This window comes from Bradyrhizobium sp. CER78, assembly GCF_029846235.1.
Classification (GTDB): Bacteria; Pseudomonadota; Alphaproteobacteria; order Rhizobiales; family Xanthobacteraceae; genus Bradyrhizobium.
The window spans coordinates 210,144-232,173 of sequence record NZ_JARVWP010000011.1 but is presented as its reverse complement, the minus strand read 5'-3'; the positions used below and the strand labels follow the sequence as shown (position 1 = coordinate 232,173).

Below are 22,030 nucleotides of genomic sequence, written 5' to 3'. Positions count from 1 at the left end.
TAATATCCCGTTAAGCCTCGAACGGATTCTGTACCAGAATAGTATCTTCACGTTCCGGGCTGGTGGACAGCAGAGCGATCGGACACCCCACCAGTTCCTCGACCCGGCGGACATACTTGATGGCCTGGGCCGGCAGGTCCGCCCAGGACCGCGCGTTGGCGGTCGGCTGCTTCCAGCCCTCTATGATCTCGTAGATCGGCTCGACGCGGGCCTGCGCGCCCTCGCCCGCCGGCAGATGGTCGATTTCCTTGCCGTCGAGCTTGTAGCCGATGCACACCTTGATGCTGTCGAACCCGTCGAGAATATCGAGCTTGGTCAGCGCCAGCCCGGCAATTCCGCAGGTCCGGACAGTCTGTCGCACCAGCATCGCGTCGAACCAGCCGACCCGGCGCTTGCGCCCGGTGTTGACGCCGAATTCCTTGCCGCGACGGCCGATTTCCTCGCCGATTTCGTCGTTCAGCTCGGTCGGGAACGGACCCTGCCCGACCCGTGTGGTGTAGGCCTTGCAGATGCCGAGCACATAGCCGACGGCGCCGGGCCCAAGGCCGGTGCCGGTCGCGGCCTGCGCCGCCACCGTGTTGGACGACGTGACGTAGGGATAGGTGCCGTGGTCGACGTCGAGCAGCGCGCCCTGCGCGCCCTCGAACAGGATGCGCTTGCCCTCGCGGCGCTTGAGGTCCAGGAGCCGCCACACCGTCTCGGCATAGGGCAGAAGCTTCGGCGCCAGCGCCGACAGCTCGGCCAGGATGCTGTTGCCCTCGATCTCCGGCAGATTGTTGCCGCGGCGCAGCGCATTGTGGTGCGCCAGCAGGCGGTCGATCTTGTGCGGCAGGGTGTCGAGGTCGGCGAGGTCCATCAGGCGGATGGCACGGCGGCCGACCTTGTCCTCATAGGCCGGGCCGATGCCGCGGCGGGTGGTGCCGATCGAGGTGATGGCGTTGGAGGATTCGCGCAAGGAATCGAGCTCGCGGTGCAGCGGCAGGATCAGCGTGACGTTCTCGGCGATCCGCAGATTGTCCGGTCCGACTGCGACGCCCTGCCCCTTCAGCTTGGCGACCTCGTCGAGGAAGGCCTGCGGATCGAACACCACGCCATTGCCGATCACCGCCAGCTTGTTCGGGCGCAGCACACCGGAGGGCAGCAGGGCCAGCTTGTAGGTCTCGCCATTGATCACGAGCGTATGGCCGGCATTGTGGCCGCCCTGGAAGCGCACGACGATGTCGGCCTGTTCCGACAGCCAGTCGACGATCTTGCCCTTCCCCTCGTCACCCCATTGGGCGCCGACGACGACAACATTGGCCATTGCGAAGATGTTCCCTTCAGGTGTTTCAGAGACCATGATCACGGCGAAAACGCGTCCGCCCACAGCGATCATGCATTGATATGCCCAGCCCAAATCACGGCGCCCGGCCGCGCGCACGCAAGGCGCCTACCGGATAACGGAAGCGGGTCGGCTGCGCAAGCAAGAACGGGGTCATTTACGCCTTTTAGACGAGCTACAACCCTTTGATATCCCCTGAAAATTCCATCCTGCGCCCGGCTGCGCCGGCCGGGCTGGCGCGAATTTAATGTTACGGCCACGTGACGCCAGCCGTGCTTGCTGATTGATCGCAGCTCCAATTGCGGCGATCATTCACCTGGGTTAACCGGCGGGGCCCATGCCCAATTCGACACAAGCGACGATGGCGCTGCGAAAGCTAGGCATTGCCTTCAGGCTTCACACCTATGTCTACGATTCCAATGCCGAGAGCATCGGGCTGCAGGCGGCGGAGGCGCTCGGGGTCGACCCGAACCGCATGCTCAAGACGCTGATGGCGGAGGTCGACGGCAAGCCGGTCTGCGCCGTGGTGCCGTCCGACTGCGAGGTCAGCATGAAGAAGCTCGCCGCGGCACTCGGCGGCAAGTCGGCCAAGATGATGCGCCCGGCCGATGCCGAGCGGCTGACCGGCTATCATGTCGGCGGCATCAGCCCGTTCGGCCAGAAAAAGAAAGTGCCGACCGCAATCGACGAGACTGCGCTCACCCATGTCACGGTGTTCGTCAATGGCGGCCAGCGCGGCCTGCAGATCGAGATCGATCCGAACGACGCCGCGCTTGCCGCCGGCGCCTCGATGAAGGCGCTGGTGGCGACGCAGGACTGATCCCAAGGCTGATCCCGAGACTGATTCCTCGGACCGACTGCCGCAATCAATGCGAGGATTTGTCCCTGGCAAACTCCGCGCCAACGAAGTCGGATAGGCCGGTCAATTCCTCTGCCGAAATATCGTTGACGTTGAGCCTGAGCTGCATGATCGCGAGGTCGAGCAGATGCGCGGCAAAGCTCGCATTGGCCGCCCGCACGATGTTGCGCTGCTCGATCAACACCGCGATGACGTCGCGCAAACTGCGCACTTGCACTTGATCCATGGCCCTTTGCCCGATGCTGGCCGTTGTTATCTGAGTTGTCATTGGGATACCGATTGCAGTGTGCTGATGGACGCCGCGCTGGCGGCTGGGATGTAGGGCAGTTGCTCGGCTTCCTCGCCGAGATGCGGGATGCGCGAGCGGATCTCACGGACTTCGATGTCGATGGTCATGGGGGGCGGCACGAGCGTCACCGATGCTTTCGGCCACGGCGCCGGATTCGGACTGACCCCGGTGAAGCGATAGGCCGCCGCGATCTCGAGCGCGAGCAGTTGCAGCTCGAGCATCGCAACCCCCATCCCGGCGCAGGCGCGCGGACCGGCGCCGAACGGGATGTAGGCGTCGGTGTTGTAGCGCCGCGTCATCAGGAAGCGGTCGGGCTCATCGAAGTGCCTCGGATCGCGCTGCAATTGCCAGGGGCACAGCAACAGCGAGGTGCCGACCTTGAGGTCGCGCCCGCCGATCGTCACCGGCTGCATCACCTCGCGCGAGAACCACCAGGCGCTGGGATAGAGCCGGCAGACCTCCTTGACCAGGGTCGCGCTGACATCCGCACGCCTGACGGCATCGACGCGCAATTCGCCGTCGTCACCGATGCAGTCGGCGGCCTCGTCCGCGATCTCGTCCATCAGCGCGGGATCGGCCGCCATGTGATAGAGCACCCAGGCGGCGGTCGATCCAGTGGTGTGGTGGCCGGCCAGCAGCAGCGTGAGAATTTCGTCGTGCAGGTCGCGATCGCTGAGGCCGAGCGCTTCGAGATCGCGCAGCGCACTGGTCGAGCCGGCGCTGCTGCGCAGCCGCTGCACCACGGTCGACATCGCAAGCTTGGCGCAAATCCGGTTCTGCCGCCTGCGATACCAGGACACCGGTCCAAGCGGCAGCACGCGGAACATCTCGTCGGCCAGATCATCCTCGATGGTGCCGACCGCCTGCACCAGGGCCTCCTCGTCGCCGGACGAGATGACCTGGGCGCCGAACACGGCGATGCAGATCGTGCGCAGCGCCAGCGTCGCGGTGAAGCGATGCGGATCGAACGCACCGAGCCGCGCCAGCCGCGCACCGACCGCGCGGATCTCGGCGCACATCTGCGGCAGGTATTTTTCGACGCTGCCCTTGGCCATGTGCTTGTGCAGCACCGCACGGCGCCGCTTGTGCTCGTCGCCATGTAGCATCAGCGAGCTCTGGCCGAGCACCGGCGAAAGCTTCTTGATCAGCCGGCCCTTGCCGACGTCGGTTTCCGGCGCCTTCAGGATCGGGCGGATCAGATCAGGATCATTCACCAGCAAGACCGGCGCGGGCCCGAGATGGAGCGGCACCAGCCCGAGCGGCGACGCGTTGCCGCGCTCAAGCAGGAATTTGAGCGGGTCGCTCCGAAACGCTCGAACGTCCGAGAACATGTGTGGCATCGTGGATCTCCAATTGCCGTCCAAGGTCGAGGAATTTGGTCAGGCCGGGATTGCCGGCGATATCGAGCGGGATCTCGCCGGCGAGCGCCGTCAGCGGGCGGCCGTAGCGGTCGTTGCCGATCACCTGCGGCGGACCGTAACGGTGGGTGCGGATGCCCATCCGCGCGAGGAAGCGCTCATAGGTGAGGTCGGCCATCGCCACCAGCGCCGCCGCGCCGCGCAGCTCGGCGAAGCGAAACATCAGCGCATAGTTGGCGCGCGCGGCCGAAGCGGTTGCCGCCCCCGGCAGCACCCCGAACCGGCTGATCTCCCAGGCGTCACGGCGGCTCGGAAAGCGGCGCTGCGCGAGCTGCGGGAAGACCGACCTGGTGAGATAGGGATAGTCGGTGCGGATGGCGCGGAAGCCGCCGATCAGCTCCGAACCGAGAAACAGCAGGCAGTGTTCGGTATACCAGACGTCGAACTGGTCGCGCTCGACGTCGCCGGTCGTGGTCAGAAGCCAGCCGCAATGATCGACGAACAGCCGCTTGCGCAGCCTCAGCATCGCCTGAACATGTGCCGGATAGCGCTCTTCGGTCGTGACGAGCGCGTGGTATTCCCCCCAATGCTGCGACATTCCCTCCGCCTCCAGATGTCGTCGGCATCTGGGACAAAAAGGCTTAATTGTGGTACCCCCGAAAACCGGGGGTTTTAGTAATGGTCCTGGAAGAAGCGATTTCGAGCATCGAGGCGTCGGGCACGATCGACGAGCTTCGACTGTCGCTGCACCGGGTCATCCAGAACTACGGCTTCTCCGGCTTCGCCTTCATCGATGCGGGGCGGCCCGAGCTCGACCTGCCCTACCATACCGGCACCTATCCTCCAGCCTGGGAGCGCGCCTACATCCAGAACGACTTCGTTCATTGTGATCCGGCATTGACGCGGGTGCGGCGAACCAACACGCCGTTTCACTGGGGCGAGCTGAAGTTGCCGGAGCGGCAAGGGCGCAAGCGTCCGCCCGAGCTGAAGATGATGGAGGCCGCGCGGGATCACGGATTCCGCCAGGGCTTCGTCGTGCCCTTCCACTATCGCGACCGGCTCGGCGCCGTGCATTCGAGCTCGACGGTGTTCTTCTGGGAGGACGAGCCGCGCGACTTCGACAAGCTGTTCATCTGCCATCGGCATGAACTGCATCTCTTGATGATCTACTGGGTGCAGCGGGCGATGGACATCGTCAACCGCGACCAGCGCAACGCGCCGACCATCCTGAAGCCCGCCGACGCCGCCGAAACCATCAAGCTCACGGGGCGGGAGAAGGAAGTGATCGCCTGGGCGGCGCGCGGCAAGACCGTGGCCGACACCGCGCAGATCCTCGGTATTTCTCCGGAGACGGTGGAAGGCTTCATCAAGCAGGCGCTGCGCAAGCTCGAGGCATCCAACAAGACGCACGGGGTGGCGAAGAGCATCGCGCTCGGGATCATCGACTTGTGAGCCGTGCCGCGCGCGATCGCGGCGCGCTTGGGGCCGCTGCCGTGCCCATGGCGCCGCGTTCGGAGGAAGCGCCGCGATATGTGGCGAGGTCACACATCCGGGTTGGATTTATCGCAGCCGTCGCCCCTAGATTGCATTTGCGCACGGTCTTGATAAGAAGATCAGAGCCGGATGACGCCAATGCGGGCATCTCGGACCACGGGTGCGCATCGCAGAGCCTGCCCGGTGCAGCGGGACCATTGGTCGATCCGGCTGATCCGTAAAAGTCCCGTCGCGACGAACCACGGTTCCATTTGCTACCAATCATTGTCGCGGACATGCTGTCGACGGACGTAGCTGGAGATCGCCGAAGCGCACCATGAGCACATCGCAGGACGACCAGATCAATCAACTGGTGCAGGCGCGCTGGCGCGCAATCGGACTGTCCCAGGCAGATCTCGCCGAGATCCTGTGCTCGGGCGCCTCCTTACAAAAGAACAGCGTGGACGGCACGGTGAAGGTCGATAGCGGCCGCCTGGCGACCGTCGCCGAGATGCTCGGGATCGCCGCCGACATGCTCAATCGCCGGCCTGCCACGACAGCGCCGACACAGACCGGCCAGGCGGCAGAATCGCTACAATCTCTGCTCGAACTGCGCATGCTGCGGGTGTTCCGCGACGTGCAGGACCCCGACACCAAGCGGATCCTGATCGAGCTTGCCGAGCAGATCGTCAAGCGCCAGACCACTCCGCCGGAGGGCGGCTAGACACGATCCGGAAAGTGCGGGGGGTCTTCCGGAAGGGGGCCTTCGCGCATGGTCGCGATGCGTCCATCCCCATTGATGGAATGGCGGAATCCGTGTCTGTGAAAAGGGCCGGGGAAATCCATACCGGCCCGGCGACAGCAGCCGGGCGGGCCACGGCGTTGTGAACCCGGGCCTCATCGCATGTCTGCCTCCGACTCCACCGCAACGCCCGCGTCCAGCTCCTGGATCGCCAACCAGCCATATCTGCTGCTGTGCATCACCGCGATGTGCTGGGCCGGCAATGCGATCGTCGGCCGGCTCGCCGCCGGCCACATTCCGCCGGTGACGCTGTCGTTCCTGCGCTGGTCGGCGGCATTCCTGATCATCCTGCCGTTTGCCTGGAAGCACCTGGTCCGCGACTGGCCCGCGATCCGCACCAATCTCGGCATCATGGTGCTGATGTCGGTCACCGGCATCGGCGCCTTCAACACGCTGCAATACTGGGCGCTCGAGTACACCCAAGCGCTCAACACGCTGCTGTTGCAATCGGCAGCGCCGCTGATCGTTGCGTTGTGGTCGCTGATCCTGCTCGGCACACGGCTGACGCTGGCGCAGCTCTGCGGCGTCCTGCTGTCGCTGTGCGGAGTGCTGGTCATCCTGCTGCATGGCGACCTCACGACACTGTCGAAGATCGACTTCAACAAGGGCGACCTGATCTTCATCGTCGCACTGGTGATCTTCGCGCTGTATTCGGTGCTGACGCTGAAGCGGCCGAAGATCCACGGCCTCTCGGTCGCGGCCTTCACCTTCGGCTGCGGCGCGCTGTTGCTGGTCCCGCTCTTGATCTGGGAACTCGGCGCGCGTCCGGTGATGCAGCTCACGGCCAACAACTTGCTGTCGCTGTTCTATGTCGCCGTGTTCCCCTCGACGGTGGCTTATCTGTGCTTCAACCGCGGTGTGCAGCTGATCGGCGCCAACCGCGCCGCGCCGTTCTTCCACATGGTTCCGGTGTTCGGCACCATCATGTCGATCGTGTTCATCGGCGAGCATCCGCAGGCCTTCCATTTCATCGGCTTTGCCCTGGTGCTGGCCGGCGTGTTCGCGGCTTCGCGGAAGCAGTCGGCGGCCTGATCCCGCTGCCCGAGGCGCGGTGACTATCGGCGGCAAATCCGTTATCTGTTGCAATCTGCTTCGCGGACAGGTCCCAAACGCATGGCGCGCGCCAGCAATCTCGTGATCGGCACCCTGACGCTGGCCCTGATCGCCGGCTCGCTCGGCGGCTGGCTCGGCTATCAGCGCTATGCCGGCATCAAGCGGATGGTACCGTTCCGCGTCGTGTTCGAGGGCTCGGCATCGGGGCTGCGCCGCGGCGCCAGTGTCAATTTCGCGGGCGTGCGGATCGGCGAGGTGGTCTCGATCCGGCTCGACCGGCACCGCGTGGTGGCGATGACGCGGATCGAGGGCAACGCCCCGATCAAGAAGGACACCCAGGCCGGCCTCGAATTCCAGGGCCTGACCGGGATCGCCTCGATCTCCTTCACCGGCGGCACCGACGATGCGCCGCCGCCTGCGGTCGGCGCCGACGGCATTCCCGAGCTGACGGCCGACGCCGAAGGCACGATGGGCATCCAGGAGAAGCTGCGCGTCGCGCTGCGCAATGTCGACCGCGTCATCACCGAGAACGAGGCCGACATCAAGGACTCGCTGCTCGGGCTCGAGAACTTCACCAACTCGCTGTCCGGCAATGGCGAGCTGATCGCCGGCTTCATCGACGCCGCCGACGACGGCATCAGCACGGTCGACGCCAAGCTCGCCTCGGCCGACAAGTTCCTGAAGAGTTTCGGCAGCGACAAATATGGCGGCGAGCTGCTGCCGACCGTGATCTCGCTGCGCGAGCTGATCCAGAGCTTCGACAAGAAGTCCGGCACGATGATCGCCGAAACCCGCAAGACGCTCGTCGACGTCAGCCAGTCCGTCAACGCGTTCAACGAGAAAATTGCCGGGCGCGGCGGCAGGCGCTAACGTCGGGCCCCAACCAAGAACCAAGAACAACGGAAACGCCCAACGTGCACGACCGGACCGCAGCGCCCTCCCCGCCTCCCGCAACCGTCAACCGCGCGACGAGCGCCGTGCCCCGGCATTTGCGCCGCTATCTCACGCTCGACGATTTCGAGCCGCGGGCGCGGCAGCTGTTGCCGAAATTTCTCTACGGCTACATCTCCGGCGGCGCCGAGACCGACACGGCACGGTCAGACAATCGCCGGGCCTTCGACGAATACGGCTTCGTGCCGCGGGTGCTGCAGGACGTCTCCGGCCGCGACCAGACCACGACGCTGTTCGGCAAGACCTACGCCTCGCCGTTCGGGATCCCGCCGATGGGCTCGTCCGCGCTGTGCGCCTATCGCGGCGACATCGTGCTGGCGCGCGCCGCGGCCGCCGCCAACGTCCCGATGATCCTCTCGGCCTCCTCGCTGATTACGCTGGAGGACGTCCGCGCCGCCAATCAGCAGGTCTGGTATCAGGCCTATCTCGCCGGCCTCCCCGAGCGCATCGAGCCGCTGGTCGATCGCGTCGCGGCGGCCGGCTACGACACCTTCGTCGTCACCGCCGACGTGCCGGTGCCGCCCAACCGCGAGAACAACATCCGCAACGGCTTCCAGGTGCCGCTCGAGATCACGCCGCGGGTGTTCTGGGACACCATCACCCATCCGGACTGGCTGCTGAACACCTGGGCGCGCACCGTGTTCAATCACGGCATGCCGCATTTCGAGAACATGGACGCCAAGCAGGGCCCGCCGGTGCTGTCGAAGAACTTGATGCGCAACATCGGCAGCCGCGACCAGCTCGCCTGGAAGCATGTCGAGCTGATCCGCAAGCGCTGGCCCGGCAAGCTCGTGGTCAAGGGGCTGATCGCACCGGAGGACGCGCGGCTGGCGCGCGAGCACGGCTGCGACGGCGTGATGGTTTCCAACCATGGCGGCCGCCAGCTCGACTACACCGTCTCCGCGCTGCGCACGCTGCCGGAGATCGCCGCGCAGAAGGGCAACATGACGGTGATGATGGACGGCGGCATCCGCCGCGGCACCGACGTCATCAAGGCGCTGGCGCTCGGTGCGGACTTCGTCTGGATCGGCCGTCCGTTCCTCTATGGCGCCGTGGTCGCGGGCGAGGCCGGCGTGTCGCGCGCGATCTCGCTGCTGCACGCCGAGATCGACCGCGACCTCGCGCTGCTCGGCATCCGCAGCCTGAAGGAGATCACGCCGGACCTGGTGCGGAAGTTCTAGAGAAGTTGCATCCGCAACGGGACTGCCCCCTCTCCCGCTTGCGGGGGAGGGTTGGGGTGGGGGTGTCTCCGCTTGCGAGCGAATCGTTGGGTGGCGAGAGCCCCCACCCGCTGCGCCCTTCGGGCACAGCGACCTCCCCCGCAAGCGGGAGAGGTAGGAAAAAGTCACGCGTAGCGCGCCGCGCCCATGCAGAGCGCGGTGATCGCGAGCAGCCCGGCGGCGATGCGCTGGGCGACGGCGAGCCGCGAACGTGCGGCAGACGGATCGGTCACACCATTGCGGAGCTGCCTGACAGCGCCGCCGCCGACGATGATCTGCACGGCGATCGCGGCCAATGCGGCGATCGCGCCACCGGCTAAAATCTGCTCCGACAGCGCGAACGAGCCTTCATGGACCAGGCGCCACAGCGTGGCGCCGGTCGCGATCGCAACCGTCGCCGCGCCGATTTGCGGGCCCAGCAGCCTTTCGCCACCAAGGCCGCCGGTGCGTGCCAAAGTGAAGCTGGAGCCGGCCCAAAACACCGATGACAGGACGTGAAGGGACAAGGCTATGATGAGGGCAGTCTGCATGACGTTGCTCCAAATGGGCATTGGAAATTAGATATACATAATGTATAATCAATCCGACGAAAGCAAGGCAAACCGATGCCGCCGCGCAGCTATGTGAGCCCGGCGCGCAGCGCCGCCGCCGCCGAGACCCGCGAGCGCGTGATCGAGGCCGCCTCGCGCACGCTGCGCGAAGGCGAGAGCATCGCGCGCTTCTCGCTGGATACGGTGGCGAAGGCGGCCGGCGTGACGCGGCTGACGGTCTACAACCAGTTCGGCTCGCGGCGCGGACTGCTCGAGGCCGTGTTCGACGAGATCGCGCGCCACGGCGGCCTGCATCAGCTCGCCGACGCCATGGCGATGGCCGATGCACACGCCGCGCTCGACCGCATGGTCGAGATCTTCTGCGGATTCTGGAACCGCGATTCCGCGGTCGGGCGCCTGCACGACGCGATGGCGACCGATCCCGAATTCGCCGAAGCGGTGCGCGAGCGCAATGAGCGCCGCCGCCGCGGCGTCACCGCATTGATCGACCGCATCGCGGCCAAGCAGGCATCGCCGCAGGCCCGCAAGGATGCCGTCGACCTGATCTTCGCGCTGACCAGCTATCCGACCTTCGCATCGCTGAGCGCCGCCGGGCGGTCGCGGGATGAGGTCTGCCGGCTGGTGCAGACGGCCTGCCACGCGGCGCTGCAGCCGCTTAAGCTCTCAAACCCGTCATCCTGACGAGCGCGCTTTGGCGCGCGTCTCGAAGGATGAATCGGCCACAGTCGGGCCGTCGACCCTTCGAGACGCGCTTCGCGCTCCTCAGGGTGACGGATAACGTCTTAGGCAAGCGGCTCAGTCACCCCAGCTTGAACTTGCTGTAGGCCTCGCGCGTCGCGATGATGACGTGCTCCTCGCAGCCGTTGCGGCGGTGCGGGTCGCAGCGGTTTTCGTAGTCGGCCGAGGTCATCATGTCGAGGAAGGCCGCAACGCTCGGGTAATAGACCAGCGCGAGGTAGTCCCAGCGCTGGCCGGCCGGCTCGCCGAGCGCGACCGCCTCGGCGCTGCCGGTCCAGAGCAGCGTGCCGCCGCGCGCCTTGATCATGGGGACGGTGAGCGCGCTGTAGCGCAGATACGCATCCCAGCCCGAGCCGTCGCCGTCGAGCGAGCGCTGCCGAAATCGCATCAGATTGACCATCACGACGGGAGCCGCTTGATCCAGTTCGCTCAGGCCTTTGACGTTCAGGAGATCGACACCCATCCACCAGCTCCCACACAAGGTCGCATCAGTCCGGGCCGGGTCGGTCCGGCCGCAACGATTATGTCACATCGTCGGACTACCCTGAAATGCTGGCAGGCCGTAAGCTCGCCACCCGATCTCGGAGGTCAATGCCGTGATGACCCTTCCCGAACTTGCGGCCGACGCGCTCGGCAAATTCCTCGGCGAATACATGCAGCGCCGGTTCGGCTCCTCGCAGACCCAGCTGGTGGAGATGGTGCCCTCGATCGCGCGGATCGCGATCGAATGCATCGGCAACAGCGACGCGCTCTACCACAATGTCGAGCACACCATGCTGGTGACGCTCGCCGGTCACGACATCCTGCGCGGCCGCGCGCTGCACTCGCACATGAGCGCCGAGGACTATGCTCACGTCATCATCGCCTGCCTGACCCATGATATCGGCTATGTGCGCGGGCTGTTCGATGCCGACGACCAGAACGGCTATCTGGTCGCTGCCGATGGTCGCAAGGTGATCCTGCCGCGCGGCTCGTCGGATGCGGCGCTGATGTCCTATCACGTCGACCGCTCCAAGATCTTCGTGATGGAGCGGCTCAAGGGCGTCGCGCTGCTCGACAAGGAGCGCATCGCGCGCGCCATCGAGGGCACACGCTTTCCGCAGAGCGCGCCGGACGGGAATGAGGAGTTCGGAGAGGAGGCCATCCTGCTGCGGGCCGCCGATTTGATCGGCCAGCTCGGCGACCCCCATTACATCCGCAAGGCCAACGCGCTTTACATCGAATTCGAGGAGGCCGGACTGAACCGTCAGCTCGGCTACGATTCGCCGGCCGATCTCGTCGACCTCTATCCGCGCTTCTACTGGGACAGCGTCGCCCCGCATGTGCAGAAGGCGATCCGCCACCTCAACATCACCTCCAGCGGGCGGCAATGGATCGCCAATCTCTACAGCAACGTGTTTCGCGCCGAGCGCGACATCTCGCTGTCCGGACCACAGAAATAGGCAGGGCCGCGCGCGCGAACGATCACCGTCACCCTGAGGAGGCCGCACCGCGGCCGTCTCGAAGGATCGACGGCCACCAGCCGGGCCGTGCATCCTTCGAGACGCCGCTCCGCGGCTCCTCAGGATGACGGGGACAGTCTTGTTATTCGGCGTTGCGCCGTCCGCATGATGACATCTCGGGCGGTTCGTCTGAACAATCGATTGCGGCCACGCGCGCATGGCTCCAATCCACTCTTTCGTCTTGTCGCGGCGGCGGATTCGGGCACAACATCCACCAGATAATGACCGCTTTGCCCGCACCTGCCGCAACCCCGCGCCGCACCCCGCTGCACTGGCTCAACAACCAGCCCTATCTGCTGCTCAGCCTGACGTCGCTGTTCTGGGCTGCCAATATCGTGCTGGCGCGGCATGTCGGCAGCCATGTGCCGCCAGTCACCCTGACCACGATCCGCTGGTTCGGCGTGTTCCTGATCCTGTTGCCATTCGCCTGGCCGCATCTGAAAGAGGACTGGCAGAAGCTGCGCAAGGCGCTGCCGCTGATGCTGCTGCTCTCCGCGGTCGGCTTCGCGTTCAACAACGCGATTTCCTACTGGGCGATGCAGTACACCGAGGCGCTGAACGCGCTGCTGATCCAGTCAGCCGGGCCGCTGTTCGTGGCGCTGTGGTCGCTGGTCCTGTTCGGCGTCCGGCTGACGCCGGCGCAGCTTGCCGGCATCGCGATCTCGCTGGCCGGCGTGCTGACCATCATCCTGCGCGGCGACTTCTCGGCGCTCGCCAGCATCAGCTTCAATCGCGGTGACATCATGTTCGGCGCCTCGCTGGTGTCGTTCGGGCTCTATTCGGCGCTGATCCCGCGGCGGCCGAAAATCCATCAGCTCTCGCTGATCTCGTTCACCACCTGCTGTGGTGCGCTGATGCTGTTGCCGGTGGCTATCTGGGAATTCGCCAATGGCGTGACGCTGAAGCTCGACCTGCTGACGTTCGCAACGCTGGGCTACACGCTGATCTTCCCGTCCACGCTCGCCTACCTGTTCTTCAACCGCGGCGTCGCATTGGTCGGCCCGAACCGCGCGGCGCCGTTCTTCCATCTGGTGCCGGTGTTCGGCTCGGCGATGGCGATCCTGCTGCTCGGCGAGACGCTCGCGCCGTTTCACCTGATCGGCTACGCACTGGTGCTCGCCGGCGTCATCATCGCTTCGCGGCAAGGATCAGCCAAGGATCAGCTAAGGGATCGGCGAAGCCCTAGCTGACGCCGCGGATTTGGCTAGCCCACCTTGCGCAACCCGGCGGATTTGCGTGGCGAATGTGGCTTTGCCGCCAGCGTGTCCGTGATGAAGTCGATGAACCGCCTCACCTTGGCCGGCACGTGGTTGCGCGAGGCGTAGTAGACGTAGAGCGGAAACCGCTCGTCGGGCCAGTCCGGAAACAGCTCGATCAGCGCGCCGCTCTTGAGGTGATCGTCGAGCCCGATATCGATCACCTGCGCGATGCCGAAGCCGGCGAGGCAGGCGCCGAGCTTGGTTCCTGAGTCGGTCACGGTGAGCCGCCCGTTGACCGCGACCGGCACGACCTCGCCGCCGCGCCGAAACTCCCACTCGAAGGGACGCCCGGTCGCCGCGTCGATTGCATGGATGCACTGATGGTCGCGGCTCGTCAGCTCGCGTGGATCAAGCGGCCGGCCGTGTCGTGCGAGATAGATCGGCGAGGCCACGGTGAGCACGCGCGCATCGAGCACGCGGCGCGCAATCAGTGCCGATGGCGCCGGCTCGCCGAAACGCACCGCCAGGTCGAAACCGTCGCTGACCAGGTCGGCGATCCGGTCGCGGGTCTCGATACGCAGCTCCATGCCCGGATTCTGCAGCAGGAACTCACTCAGCTTCGGCGATAGCACCATGCGGGAGAACAGCGGATCGACATTGACCCGCAGCCTGCCGCGGACCGCTTCGCGCGATTTCGAGGTTTCCGCCGCCGCCTCGCCGATCCCGGCCAGATGCGCGGCAACCCGCTCGACCAGCGCGCGTCCTTCCTCGGTGAGCTCGACGGCGCGGCTCGTGCGGTGAACCAGCCGCGTGTCGAGGCGCGCCTCGAGCTTTGCGATCGCCTTGCTGACCCCGGATTGCGTCATGCCGAGCCGTTCGGCGGCGCGGCCAAAACTGCGCGCATCCGCCAGCGCCGCGAGGACCACCAGGCCGCCAACCAGCCGACCGTCAACTTCGTCCATGCCGATGCCTCTCAGTCATCCAAGAGATGACCGTCCAGTCGTAGCACTCCGCCACCATATCGGCCACTGTCGACGCAGATCACCGGTTCGATCCGGTGCGGCCACCGCCACGTCATCGCCCAAGGAGAATTTGCAATGAGCGACATCCAGGCCATCGCATCCGCGATCGATGGATATTTCGACCTGATGTATGACGTCAACGACAGCCGGTTCTACGACGTCTTTGCCGATGCCTCCATCGTGCACGGCATCCGGGACGGCAAGCACACGGTGCGGTCGGCCGCGGAATTCCTCGACTTCATCCGCAGCCGTCCGTCGCCGGCATCGATGAAATCGCCGCGCGAGGAGGCCATCATCAGCATCGACCAGACCGCGCCCGATCTGGCCATCGCCAAGGTGCGCATCAGGAACGGCCAGACCGGCTTCATCGACCATCTGGTGTTTCATCGGATCGACGGCCGCTGGCTCATCACCACCAAGGCTTTTCACGTCGCGCAGGTCTTCCCGGAGGGATCGTAGCGCATCCCTCCGCGACCCAGGCATTTGTATATCCGTCATCCTGAGGAGCCGCGAAGCGGCGTCTCGAAGGATCGACGGCCACCGGCCGGGCCGTGCATCCTTCGAGACGCGCGCAAGAGCGCGCTCCTCAGGATGACGGGAAAGGGAGTCCGTCCTCGCTCGTTGAGCTGCGGCGGACGTAGTCGACTACCCCACCCTACGCCTCGGCCTTACGCCGCACGGACCTTCTGCAGGAACTCGTCGACCGCGTTGCGCAGCATGCCGGACTGGGTGTCGAGTTCGCGTGCATTCGACAGCACGTCACCCGCTGCGGTGCCGGTGGCTGCGGCCGCGGTGGTGACGCCGCCGATATGGGCGGAGATCTCGCTCGAGCCGGCCGCGACCTGCTGGATGTTGCGCGCGATTTCGCGCGTCGCATCGCCCTGCTGGTCGATCGCGGTCGAGATCGACGCCGTGATCTCGCTCATCTGCGCGATGGTCGCGGTGATGCCGCCGATCGAGGTCACCGCCTCGCCGGTGGATGCCTGCATCGCGGCGACCTGCGCCGATATCTCCTCGGTCGCCTTCGCGGTCTGGTTGGCCAGCGCTTTCACCTCGGAGGCGACCACCGCGAAGCCGCGGCCGGATTCGCCGGCGCGCGCCGCCTCGATGGTGGCGTTGAGCGCAAGCAGATTGGTCTGCGCCGCGATCGAGTGGATCAGCTTGACCACCTCGCCGATCTTCTCGGCACCGGTGGACAGCGCCTGCACGGTCGCGTTGGTGCGCTCCGCATCGGCGACCGCCTGGCTTGCAACTTCGCTGGAGCGCGCGACCTGGCGGGAGATTTCCGCAACCGAGCTGGAGAGCTCCTCGGCGGCAGCGGCGACGGTGCCGACATTGTTGGACGCGCTGTCGGACGCAGCGCCGACGGTCGCGGCACGCGCGCTGGCGTCGCTGGCGGTTGCGGTCATCGACTGTGCGGTGGTCTGCATGCCGGCGGCGGCGGAAGCCACCGTGCGGACGATGCCGTTCACGCTGCGCTCGAAATCGCTCGCAATATTCTCCATCGCGTTGCGGCGATCGGATGCGGCGCGCGCCTGCGTCTCGGCTTCGGCCTGCTCGAGGCCGCGGATGCGGATCGCATTGTCCTTGAATATCTGAACGGTCGCCGCCATCCCGCCGACCTCATCGCCGCGGCCGACGCCCGGGATGTCGCCGTCGAGCTTGCCGTCGGCAATGTCGCGCATGCGGCTGCCGAGCAGATTGAGCGGCCGCGAGATGCTGCGGCCGATCAGCCAGGCGACCGAGCTCGAGATGATGCCGATGCCGAGGATCGCGAGGCCAAGCAGCCAGGCGATGGGGCGCATCTTGGCGTCGATGTCGTCGAGATAGGCGCCGGTGCCGAGATACATGTCGAAGCCGGGGACCGCGACGGCGTAGCCGAGCTTGCGGATCGGCGTCTCCTGGCCGGGCTTCACGTACTCGTAGAACAGCAGGATGTCACCCTTCGACTTCACGCCGTCCATCAGTTCCTGCGAGAGCTTGCGGCCATTGGTCACGACGTCCATGCGGTTGGTTCCGACCTGCTTCGGATCGGGCGCCAGCACCGTGATGCCGTTGTAGTCGGTGCCGAACAGATAGCCCGAGCCGTTGTCATAAGTCATGGCGTTGGCGCGCTTGCCGAACTCGGCCAGCGCAGCCTCCTTGGTCATCTTGCCGGCGTCGACGTCCTTCTTCAGGTTCGCCGCCATGTTCTTCGCCATCTCGACGATGGCCTTGGCCTGGTCGATGCGAGCATTTGTCATCTCACGCTGCATCAGCTGACCGGCGAGGATGCCGGCCGTGCACAGACCAAGGAGGGTCACCGCCACCAGAATGCCGAGCTTGGGGGTGATCTTCAGATTTGACAGCTTCACGGGGATCTCCAGAAGAGGCGGGGAACGCGGCGCGATTGGCGGATTGATTCCGCTCACCGTAATGTGAGACCCTTTACCTGATGGTTACGGTGGTTCCCCGTAGTAGCCCGGAGAATCGGGCCGCGGACCTACCGGCAATTGTGGAGAGGACCACCCAGCTCGCGTACAAGTAGGCGAAAGCGACGAAGCGAGCCGCGCTCGGAGAAGCAAGAAGATCAAGAAGCGAACCCAGCAAGAAGCAACAATCAAGAACAGAAGACCTCACATCGGGAGCAGACAATGTCGAAATTCAGGGTGGTGACGCCGAAGGGCGCAAGCTTCACGGTCGCCGGCGGCGGCTACGATTATGAGCGCGAGGCGCTCGATCCGATCGGCGCCGAGATCGTCGAGGCGCCGGCCAACGAGGCCGAGTTCATCGCCGCTGCAAAGACCGCGGACGCGATCTACGCCAAGGGCATGCCGATCACCAAGGCGGTGATCGACGCGCTCGAGAACTGCAAGGTGATCACGCTCGGCAGCGTCGGCGTCGACTCTGTCGACGTCAAGGCCGCGACCGCGCGCGGCATCCCGGTCACCAACATCCCCGACACCTTCATCGAGGAGGTTGCCGACCACGCCATGATGCTGCTGCTCGCAGGCTTCCGCCGCCTGATCGAGCAGGACAAGATGGTGCGCAGCGGCCGCTGGGCCGAGGGCCGCCCGGCCCTGTTGAAGATTCCGCGGCTGATGGGCCAGACCCTCGGCTTCATCTCGTTCGGCCGCGTCGCCCGCGCGGTGGCGAAGCGCGCCGCGCCGTTCGGCCTCAGAATGATGGCCTACGATCCCTTCATCCAGGAAACGCTGATGTACGACCACGGCGTGATCCCCTCGACATTGTCGGAGGTGCTGTCGCAATCGGACTTCGTCTCGATGCACGCCCCGGCGCGGCCCGAAGTGCACCACATGCTGACCGAGAAGCATTTTCGCCAGATGAAGAAATCGGCGATCTTCATCAACACCGGCCGTGGCGCCACCGTCGACGAGGACTCGCTGATCAAGGCGCTGCAGGAGGGCTGGATCGCCCACGCCGCGCTCGACGTGCTGGAAAAGGAGCCGCCGTCGCACAACAACCCGATGCTCGGGATGGACAATGTTACCTTGACCGCCCACGTCGCCTCGGCATCGGCACGTTTTGACGAGGCGCGCAAGCGCCGGGTGGGCTACGAATTGTCACTAGTGCTGCAAGGCATGTGGCCGGTAAGCTGCGTCAACCCGTCGGTGCTGCAAAACACCGCGCTGCGCCGCTGGCAGCCCGTCAGCATGGATCGCGGTCCGAACAGCTGAGGCGGGATGACGCTTGTCGTGCGGAGGTCCGCCTGATGCGGGCCTTTCGCGCGGCGGCGTGCCGAGACCACAAGACCCTTCACCGGCGGCCAAACCCCGGGAAGAAATGACAACAACGAAACAATAAAAACGGGAGTGCGAACGACATGAAGTACGAGATCACGCGTCGCGACGCGCTGGCGCTGGGGGCATCAGCGGCGGCACTGGCCGTCACCGGCGCATCGGCGCAGGAGGCGTCGAAGGTCAAGGCGGCCGACGTGGCGGCGCCGTCGCTTCCGATCGAGAAGGGCGCGACCCTGCGCATGCTGCGGCCGGTGCGCTTCGTGCAGGCCGACGAGGACGTGTTCCGCGCCAATGCCAAGCGCTTCACCGACAAGACCGGCGTCGAGGTCAAGGTCGACTTCGTCGGCTGGGAGGACATCAATCAGCAGACCGCGGTGACCTCGAACTCCGGCGCCGGCCCCGACATCATCATCGGCTTTGGCGACGCACCGCATATCTATATCGACAAGCTGATCGAACTGACCGACGTCGCCGATTATCTCGACAAGCGCTACGGCGGATGGCTCACGCTGGCAAAGCGCTACGGCATGCGCTCGAAGTCGAAGAGCTGGGTCGGCCTGCCGTTCGGCGCCTCCGGCGGCCCGCTGGTCTACCGCAAGTCGCTGGTCAATGCGGCCGGCTTCGACAAGGTGCCGGAGGACCACGCCGGCATTCTCGAGCTCTGCAAGAAATTGAAGGCGGCCGGCAAGCCGGCGGGCTTCGCGCTCGGCAACGCGGTCGGCGACGGCAACGGCTTCGCCAACTGGCTGTTGTGGTCGCACAACGCCGCGCTGCTGGATGAGGAAGGCAACATCATCATCAACAGCAAGGAGACGATCGCGGCGCTGAAATACCTGAAGGAGCTCTATCCGACCTTCATCGCCGGCACGCCGTCCTGGAACGACGTCTCCAACAATCGCGCCTACTCGTCGCAGGAAATCGGCCTGACCGCCAACGGCGTCTCGCTGTACTTCTCGCTGAAGAACGATCCCGCCACCAAAGCCGTTGCCGACGACACCGAGCATCAGTTCCTGCCCAAGGGACTGGCGTCGAGCTCGCCGATGTCGGGCCTGACCCTGAACGCGATGGCGTTCAAGCACAGCCCGTATCCGAATGCGGCGAAGGCGTTCCTGCAGTTCATGCTGGAGAAGGAGCAGTACGAGCCGTGGCTCAATGCCAACTCCGGCTATTGGTCGCAGCCGCTCGCGGCTTACGCCGACGCTGCGGTGTGGTCGGGCGATCCCAAGGTCTCGATCTTCAAGGAGACGATGAAGAGCGCCTATTACAACGGCTACAAGGGACCGATCTCGACCGCGACCGGTGCCGTCACCGCCGACTACGTGCTGGTGCAGATGTGCGCCTCGGTCGCGACCGATGCGGCAACGCCCGAGGCCGCCGCCGCGGAAGCCGAGCAGCGCGCCAAGCGCTACTTCCGCCGGCAGAACCGGTGACGACGGTCATTGAACTGCGAAACCTAAATCAAGCGTCATTGCGAGCGAAGCGAAGCAATCCATCGCGCCACAAAGGAGAAATGGATTGCTTCGTCGCTTCGCTCCTCGCAATGACGACAAGACGAGCATTCAATGTCCGTAACCACCCTCCCTTCACGCGGCGCGACGCTTCGCCAGCCCGGCTGGCTCGCGCGCCTGTTCGACTACAAGCCGTTCCTGATCGTGATGTGCCTGGCGCCCGCGATCGGCCTGCTGCTGGTGTTCCTCACCTACCCGCTCGGCCTCGGCATCTGGCTCGCCTTCACCGACACCACGATCGGCCAGCGCGGCATCTATATCGGGCTTGAGAACTTCCAGTACCTGCTCAAGGATCCCCTGTGGTGGAACGCGGTGTTCTACTCGATCTTCTACACCGCGGTCGCAACTTTCGGAAAATTCGCGCTCGGCTTCTGGCTGGCGCTGCTGCTCAACAACCATTTCCCGTTCAAGAGCCTGATCCGCGCCATCGTGCTGCTGCCGTGGATCGTGCCGACCGTGCTCTCCGCACTGGCGTTCTGGTGGATCTACGATCCGCAGTTCTCGATCATCTCCTATCTGCTGGTCGACGTGCTGCATTTGCGCGACAGCAATGTCGACTTCCTCGGCTCGCCCTGGCCGGCGCGATTCTCGCTGATCGCGGCCAATATCTGGCGCGGCATCCCGTTCGTCGCGATCTCGCTGCTGGCCGGGCTGCAGACCATCTCGCCCTCGCTCTATGAGGCGGCAATGCTCGACGGCGCCACCTCCTGGCAGCGCTTCCGCTACATCACCTTCCCGATGATGATGCCGATCCTGGCGATCGTGATGACGTTCTCGATCATCTTCACTTTCACCGACTTCCAGCTGGTCTACGCCATCACCCGGGGCGGCCCGGTCAACTCGACCCATCTGCTTGCGACCTTGGCGTTCCAGCGCGGAATCGCCGGCGGCGAGCTCGGCGAGGGCGCAGCGATCGCGGTCTCGATGATCCCGTTCCTGGTGTTCGCAACGTTGTTCAGCTACTTCGGCCTCGCCCGCCGCAAATGGCAGCAGGGAGAAGCCAATGACTGACGTTGCAGCCCAATCCAACGTCGCCAGCGCCACGCCCGACACGATGGCGTGGGATAGCCGCGCCCGGCGCGTGGTGATGATCTATCTGCCGCTCGCCTGCTTCATCCTGATCCTGCTCTTCCCGTTCTACTGGATGGCGATCACCTCGTTCAAACCGAACGCGGAGCTCTTGAACTACAAGGAGCACAATCCGTTCTGGATCACCTCGCCGACGCTCGCGCATGTCAAGCATCTCTTGTTCGACACCGCGTATCCGCGCTGGCTGAAGACCACGATGCTGGTCGCGATCGGCTCGACCTTCCTGTCGCTGTTCGCCTCGACGCTCGCCGCCTACGCGATCGAGCGGCTGCGTTTCCGCGGCAGCCCCTATGTCGGCCTCGGTATCTACCTCGCTTATCTGGTGCCGCCGTCGATCCTGTTCATTCCGCTCGCCACCGTGATCGTGCAGTTCGGTCTGTTCGATTCACCGCTCGCGCTGATCCTGGTCTATCCGACCTTCCTGGTGCCGTTCTGCACCTGGCTCCTGATCGGCTATTTCAAGTCGATCCCCTACGAGCTCGAGGAATGCGCGCTGGTCGACGGCGCGGCGCGGCTGCAGATCCTGTGGCGGATCACGCTGCCGCTCGCGGTGCCCGGCCTGATCTCGGCCGGCATCTTCTCCTTCACGCTGTCCTGGAACGAGTTCATCTACGCGCTCGCCTTCATCCAGAGCGGCGCCAACAAGACGGTGCCGGTCGCGATCCTGACCGAGCTCGTCACCGGCGACGTCTACCAGTGGGGCGCGCTGATGGCGGGCTCCCTGCTCGGCTCGCTGCCGGTCGCGCTGTTCTACTCGCTGTTCGTCGACTACTACGTGTCGTCGCTGACCGGCGCGGTAAAGGAGTAGCTGAGCTTGCGGTGAAGGCCTCCGTCACGCGGCGGTCTTCGCCCGCTCGGTGATCAGCACAGCAAAACCCTCGAACTTCGGGTGGCCGAGATAGAGGCTGCCGCCGGTCTCGTTGCCGGCGCGCGAATGGGCGCGGCGGAACGCATCCGACCTGGTCCAGTCCTCGAACGCGGTCTTGCTGGCCCACACCGTATGGGTCGCATACAGCGTGTGGTCCTCGGCCTCGGGACCCCTGACCAGATGAAATTCGATGAAGCCCGGAACCTCGCCGAGATAGGAATCGCGCGTGTTCCAGACCGTCTCGAACGCCTGCTCCTTGCCCCTGATCACCTGGAACCGATTCATTGCGATGAACATGAAAACATCTCCTGTTTGGCGGCGGATGCCCGCCGGCGCCCCGGTTGATCTCGTTGATATCATAAACGACGGGCCGCGCCGGGGGCAGCAGCTTCAGTGAAGGCGGTGACAGGGCCGGGCACGACGGACCGAGGCGACGTAAGGCCGCAAGCCTTATCCCGTCGCAACATCGGCGATTCACAAAACTGTC

Annotated in this window: 23 protein-coding genes; 14 read left to right on the top strand and 9 right to left on the bottom strand. The window is 65.2% G+C overall.

Translation table 11 applies throughout. The features are described from left to right. Positions 1-10 precede the first annotated feature (10 nt). Positions 11-1,303 (bottom strand): adenylosuccinate synthase, encoded by a 1,293-nt coding sequence (locus QDT69_RS24185; protein WP_279708973.1) that lies wholly within the window; start codon positions 1,301-1,303, stop codon positions 11-13. Between the two features lie 355 nt (positions 1,304-1,658). Here QDT69_RS24185 and ybaK point away from each other — a divergent pair, with 355 nt between their 5' ends. Next, positions 1,659-2,141 (top strand): Cys-tRNA(Pro) deacylase, encoded by a 483-nt coding sequence (gene ybaK / locus QDT69_RS24180; protein ID WP_279708971.1) that lies wholly within the window; start codon positions 1,659-1,661, stop codon positions 2,139-2,141. A 46-nt stretch (positions 2,142-2,187) separates the two neighbouring features. On the opposite strand, the gene QDT69_RS24175 is transcribed toward ybaK, so the two are convergent. Genes QDT69_RS24175 through QDT69_RS24165 form a run of 3 tightly spaced genes read right to left on the bottom strand, consistent with a single transcriptional unit; the run spans position 2,188 to position 4,425 of the window. Then, a complete protein-coding gene (locus QDT69_RS24175; RefSeq protein WP_279708970.1) occupies positions 2,188-2,406 on the bottom strand; it encodes a hypothetical protein in 219 nt (72 codons plus the stop codon). A gap of 38 nt (positions 2,407-2,444) precedes the next feature. Continuing rightward, a complete protein-coding gene (locus tag QDT69_RS24170; protein ID WP_279708969.1) occupies positions 2,445-3,809 on the bottom strand; it encodes a cytochrome P450 in 1,365 nt (454 codons plus the stop codon). Further along, entirely contained in the window at positions 3,748-4,425 is a 678-nt protein-coding gene (locus QDT69_RS24165) for an acyl-homoserine-lactone synthase (protein ID WP_279708968.1), read from the bottom strand. Before QDT69_RS24165 ends, QDT69_RS24170 begins: the two co-directional genes overlap by 62 nt. A gap of 80 nt (positions 4,426-4,505) precedes the next feature. Here QDT69_RS24165 and QDT69_RS24160 point away from each other — a divergent pair, with 80 nt between their 5' ends. The 5 genes from QDT69_RS24160 to QDT69_RS24140 all read left to right on the top strand — a co-directional run bounded on the left by QDT69_RS24160 (position 4,506) and on the right by QDT69_RS24140 (position 9,287). Next, positions 4,506-5,279 (top strand): LuxR family transcriptional regulator, encoded by a 774-nt coding sequence (locus QDT69_RS24160; protein ID WP_279708966.1) that lies wholly within the window; start codon positions 4,506-4,508, stop codon positions 5,277-5,279. Between the two features lie 358 nt (positions 5,280-5,637). Further along, positions 5,638-6,024 carry a hypothetical protein gene (locus QDT69_RS24155; RefSeq protein WP_279708965.1) on the top strand — a complete coding sequence of 129 codons (387 nt, stop codon included), beginning with the start codon at positions 5,638-5,640 and terminating at the stop codon, positions 6,022-6,024. 180 nt (positions 6,025-6,204) lie between these two features. Then, the gene (locus QDT69_RS24150) at positions 6,205-7,134 is read left to right on the top strand and encodes a DMT family transporter (RefSeq protein ID WP_279708964.1); all 930 of its coding nucleotides are present in this window, start codon (positions 6,205-6,207) and stop codon (positions 7,132-7,134) included. An 81-nt stretch (positions 7,135-7,215) separates the two neighbouring features. Beyond that, entirely contained in the window at positions 7,216-8,025 is an 810-nt protein-coding gene (locus QDT69_RS24145; protein WP_279708963.1) for an MlaD family protein, read from the top strand. Positions 8,026-8,132: 107 nt separating this feature from the next. Further along, on the top strand, positions 8,133-9,287 hold the full coding sequence (locus QDT69_RS24140) for an alpha-hydroxy acid oxidase (RefSeq protein WP_279708962.1): 1,155 nt from the start codon (positions 8,133-8,135) through the stop codon (positions 9,285-9,287). Between the two features lie 164 nt (positions 9,288-9,451). On the opposite strand, the gene QDT69_RS24135 is transcribed toward QDT69_RS24140, so the two are convergent. Next, positions 9,452-9,856, bottom strand: coding sequence for a hypothetical protein (locus tag QDT69_RS24135; protein WP_279708961.1), 405 nt, complete (start codon positions 9,854-9,856; stop codon positions 9,452-9,454). Positions 9,857-9,931: 75 nt separating this feature from the next. Here QDT69_RS24135 and QDT69_RS24130 point away from each other — a divergent pair, with 75 nt between their 5' ends. Continuing rightward, positions 9,932-10,558, top strand: a complete 627-nt coding sequence (locus tag QDT69_RS24130; RefSeq protein WP_279708960.1) for a TetR/AcrR family transcriptional regulator — start codon at positions 9,932-9,934, stop codon at positions 10,556-10,558. Positions 10,559-10,676: 118 nt separating this feature from the next. On the opposite strand, the gene QDT69_RS24125 is transcribed toward QDT69_RS24130, so the two are convergent. Further along, entirely contained in the window at positions 10,677-11,078 is a 402-nt protein-coding gene (locus QDT69_RS24125; RefSeq protein WP_279708959.1) for a DUF1330 domain-containing protein, read from the bottom strand. Between the two features lie 133 nt (positions 11,079-11,211). Between QDT69_RS24125 and QDT69_RS24120 the strand changes: the two genes are divergently transcribed. Together QDT69_RS24120 and QDT69_RS24115 are read left to right on the top strand one after the other, a co-directional pair. Then, positions 11,212-12,057, top strand: coding sequence for a metal-dependent phosphohydrolase (locus QDT69_RS24120; RefSeq protein WP_074128511.1), 846 nt, complete (start codon positions 11,212-11,214; stop codon positions 12,055-12,057). Between the two features lie 281 nt (positions 12,058-12,338). Next, entirely contained in the window at positions 12,339-13,307 is a 969-nt protein-coding gene (locus tag QDT69_RS24115) for a DMT family transporter (protein WP_279708958.1), read from the top strand. Positions 13,308-13,321: 14 nt separating this feature from the next. Here the strand turns inward: QDT69_RS24115 and QDT69_RS24110 are convergent, their stop codons facing one another. Then, positions 13,322-14,278 carry a LysR family transcriptional regulator gene (locus tag QDT69_RS24110; protein ID WP_279708957.1) on the bottom strand — a complete coding sequence of 319 codons (957 nt, stop codon included), beginning with the start codon at positions 14,276-14,278 and terminating at the stop codon, positions 13,322-13,324. Between the two features lie 135 nt (positions 14,279-14,413). Here QDT69_RS24110 and QDT69_RS24105 point away from each other — a divergent pair, with 135 nt between their 5' ends. Continuing rightward, a complete protein-coding gene (locus tag QDT69_RS24105) occupies positions 14,414-14,797 on the top strand; it encodes a nuclear transport factor 2 family protein (protein WP_279708955.1) in 384 nt (127 codons plus the stop codon). A gap of 209 nt (positions 14,798-15,006) precedes the next feature. Here QDT69_RS24105 and QDT69_RS24100 read toward each other — a convergent pair whose 3' ends face one another. Next, complete coding sequence (locus tag QDT69_RS24100) at positions 15,007-16,692, bottom strand: methyl-accepting chemotaxis protein (RefSeq protein WP_279708954.1); 1,686 nt, start codon at positions 16,690-16,692, stop codon at positions 15,007-15,009. 279 nt (positions 16,693-16,971) lie between these two features. On the opposite strand from QDT69_RS24100, the gene QDT69_RS24095 reads away from it, so the two are divergent. From QDT69_RS24095 to QDT69_RS24080, 4 genes are all read left to right on the top strand, one after another. After that, positions 16,972-18,015 (top strand): C-terminal binding protein, encoded by a 1,044-nt coding sequence (locus QDT69_RS24095; protein WP_279708953.1) that lies wholly within the window; start codon positions 16,972-16,974, stop codon positions 18,013-18,015. Positions 18,016-18,161: 146 nt separating this feature from the next. Then, a complete protein-coding gene (locus QDT69_RS24090) occupies positions 18,162-19,508 on the top strand; it encodes an extracellular solute-binding protein (RefSeq protein WP_279708952.1) in 1,347 nt (448 codons plus the stop codon). A 132-nt stretch (positions 19,509-19,640) separates the two neighbouring features. Continuing rightward, entirely contained in the window at positions 19,641-20,597 is a 957-nt protein-coding gene (locus QDT69_RS24085; RefSeq protein ID WP_146993032.1) for a sugar ABC transporter permease, read from the top strand. Next, a complete protein-coding gene (locus tag QDT69_RS24080) occupies positions 20,590-21,483 on the top strand; it encodes a carbohydrate ABC transporter permease (protein ID WP_279708951.1) in 894 nt (297 codons plus the stop codon). The genes QDT69_RS24085 and QDT69_RS24080 overlap by 8 nt, the downstream gene beginning before the upstream one ends. Before the next feature lie 24 nt (positions 21,484-21,507). Here QDT69_RS24080 and QDT69_RS24075 read toward each other — a convergent pair whose 3' ends face one another. Continuing rightward, positions 21,508-21,840 (bottom strand): antibiotic biosynthesis monooxygenase, encoded by a 333-nt coding sequence (locus tag QDT69_RS24075; RefSeq protein WP_074128519.1) that lies wholly within the window; start codon positions 21,838-21,840, stop codon positions 21,508-21,510. Positions 21,841-22,030: the final 190 nt, after the last annotated feature.

Bases quoted from the DNA above. Each gene is read 5' to 3' on its own strand.
- QDT69_RS24185 (WP_279708973.1), bottom strand. From the start codon at position 1,303: ATGGCCAATGTTGTCGTCGTCGGCGCCCAATGGGGTGACGAGGGGAAG.
- ybaK (WP_279708971.1), top strand. From the start codon at position 1,659: ATGCCCAATTCGACACAAGCGACGATGGCGCTGCGAAAGCTAGGCATT.
- QDT69_RS24175 (WP_279708970.1), bottom strand. From the start codon at position 2,406: ATGGATCAAGTGCAAGTGCGCAGTTTGCGCGACGTCATCGCGGTGTTG.
- QDT69_RS24170 (WP_279708969.1), bottom strand. From the start codon at position 3,809: ATGCCACACATGTTCTCGGACGTTCGAGCGTTTCGGAGCGACCCGCTC.
- QDT69_RS24165 (WP_279708968.1), bottom strand. From the start codon at position 4,425: ATGTCGCAGCATTGGGGGGAATACCACGCGCTCGTCACGACCGAAGAG.
- QDT69_RS24160 (WP_279708966.1), top strand. From the start codon at position 4,506: ATGGTCCTGGAAGAAGCGATTTCGAGCATCGAGGCGTCGGGCACGATC.
- QDT69_RS24155 (WP_279708965.1), top strand. From the start codon at position 5,638: ATGAGCACATCGCAGGACGACCAGATCAATCAACTGGTGCAGGCGCGC.
- QDT69_RS24150 (WP_279708964.1), top strand. From the start codon at position 6,205: ATGTCTGCCTCCGACTCCACCGCAACGCCCGCGTCCAGCTCCTGGATC.
- QDT69_RS24145 (WP_279708963.1), top strand. From the start codon at position 7,216: ATGGCGCGCGCCAGCAATCTCGTGATCGGCACCCTGACGCTGGCCCTG.
- QDT69_RS24135 (WP_279708961.1), bottom strand. From the start codon at position 9,856: ATGCAGACTGCCCTCATCATAGCCTTGTCCCTTCACGTCCTGTCATCG.
- QDT69_RS24130 (WP_279708960.1), top strand. From the start codon at position 9,932: ATGCCGCCGCGCAGCTATGTGAGCCCGGCGCGCAGCGCCGCCGCCGCC.
- QDT69_RS24125 (WP_279708959.1), bottom strand. From the start codon at position 11,078: ATGGGTGTCGATCTCCTGAACGTCAAAGGCCTGAGCGAACTGGATCAA.
- QDT69_RS24115 (WP_279708958.1), top strand. From the start codon at position 12,339: ATGACCGCTTTGCCCGCACCTGCCGCAACCCCGCGCCGCACCCCGCTG.
- QDT69_RS24110 (WP_279708957.1), bottom strand. From the start codon at position 14,278: ATGGACGAAGTTGACGGTCGGCTGGTTGGCGGCCTGGTGGTCCTCGCG.
- QDT69_RS24105 (WP_279708955.1), top strand. From the start codon at position 14,414: ATGAGCGACATCCAGGCCATCGCATCCGCGATCGATGGATATTTCGAC.
- QDT69_RS24095 (WP_279708953.1), top strand. From the start codon at position 16,972: ATGTCGAAATTCAGGGTGGTGACGCCGAAGGGCGCAAGCTTCACGGTC.
- QDT69_RS24090 (WP_279708952.1), top strand. From the start codon at position 18,162: ATGAAGTACGAGATCACGCGTCGCGACGCGCTGGCGCTGGGGGCATCA.
- QDT69_RS24085 (WP_146993032.1), top strand. From the start codon at position 19,641: ATGTCCGTAACCACCCTCCCTTCACGCGGCGCGACGCTTCGCCAGCCC.
- QDT69_RS24080 (WP_279708951.1), top strand. From the start codon at position 20,590: ATGACTGACGTTGCAGCCCAATCCAACGTCGCCAGCGCCACGCCCGAC.
- QDT69_RS24075 (WP_074128519.1), bottom strand. From the start codon at position 21,840: ATGTTCATCGCAATGAATCGGTTCCAGGTGATCAGGGGCAAGGAGCAG.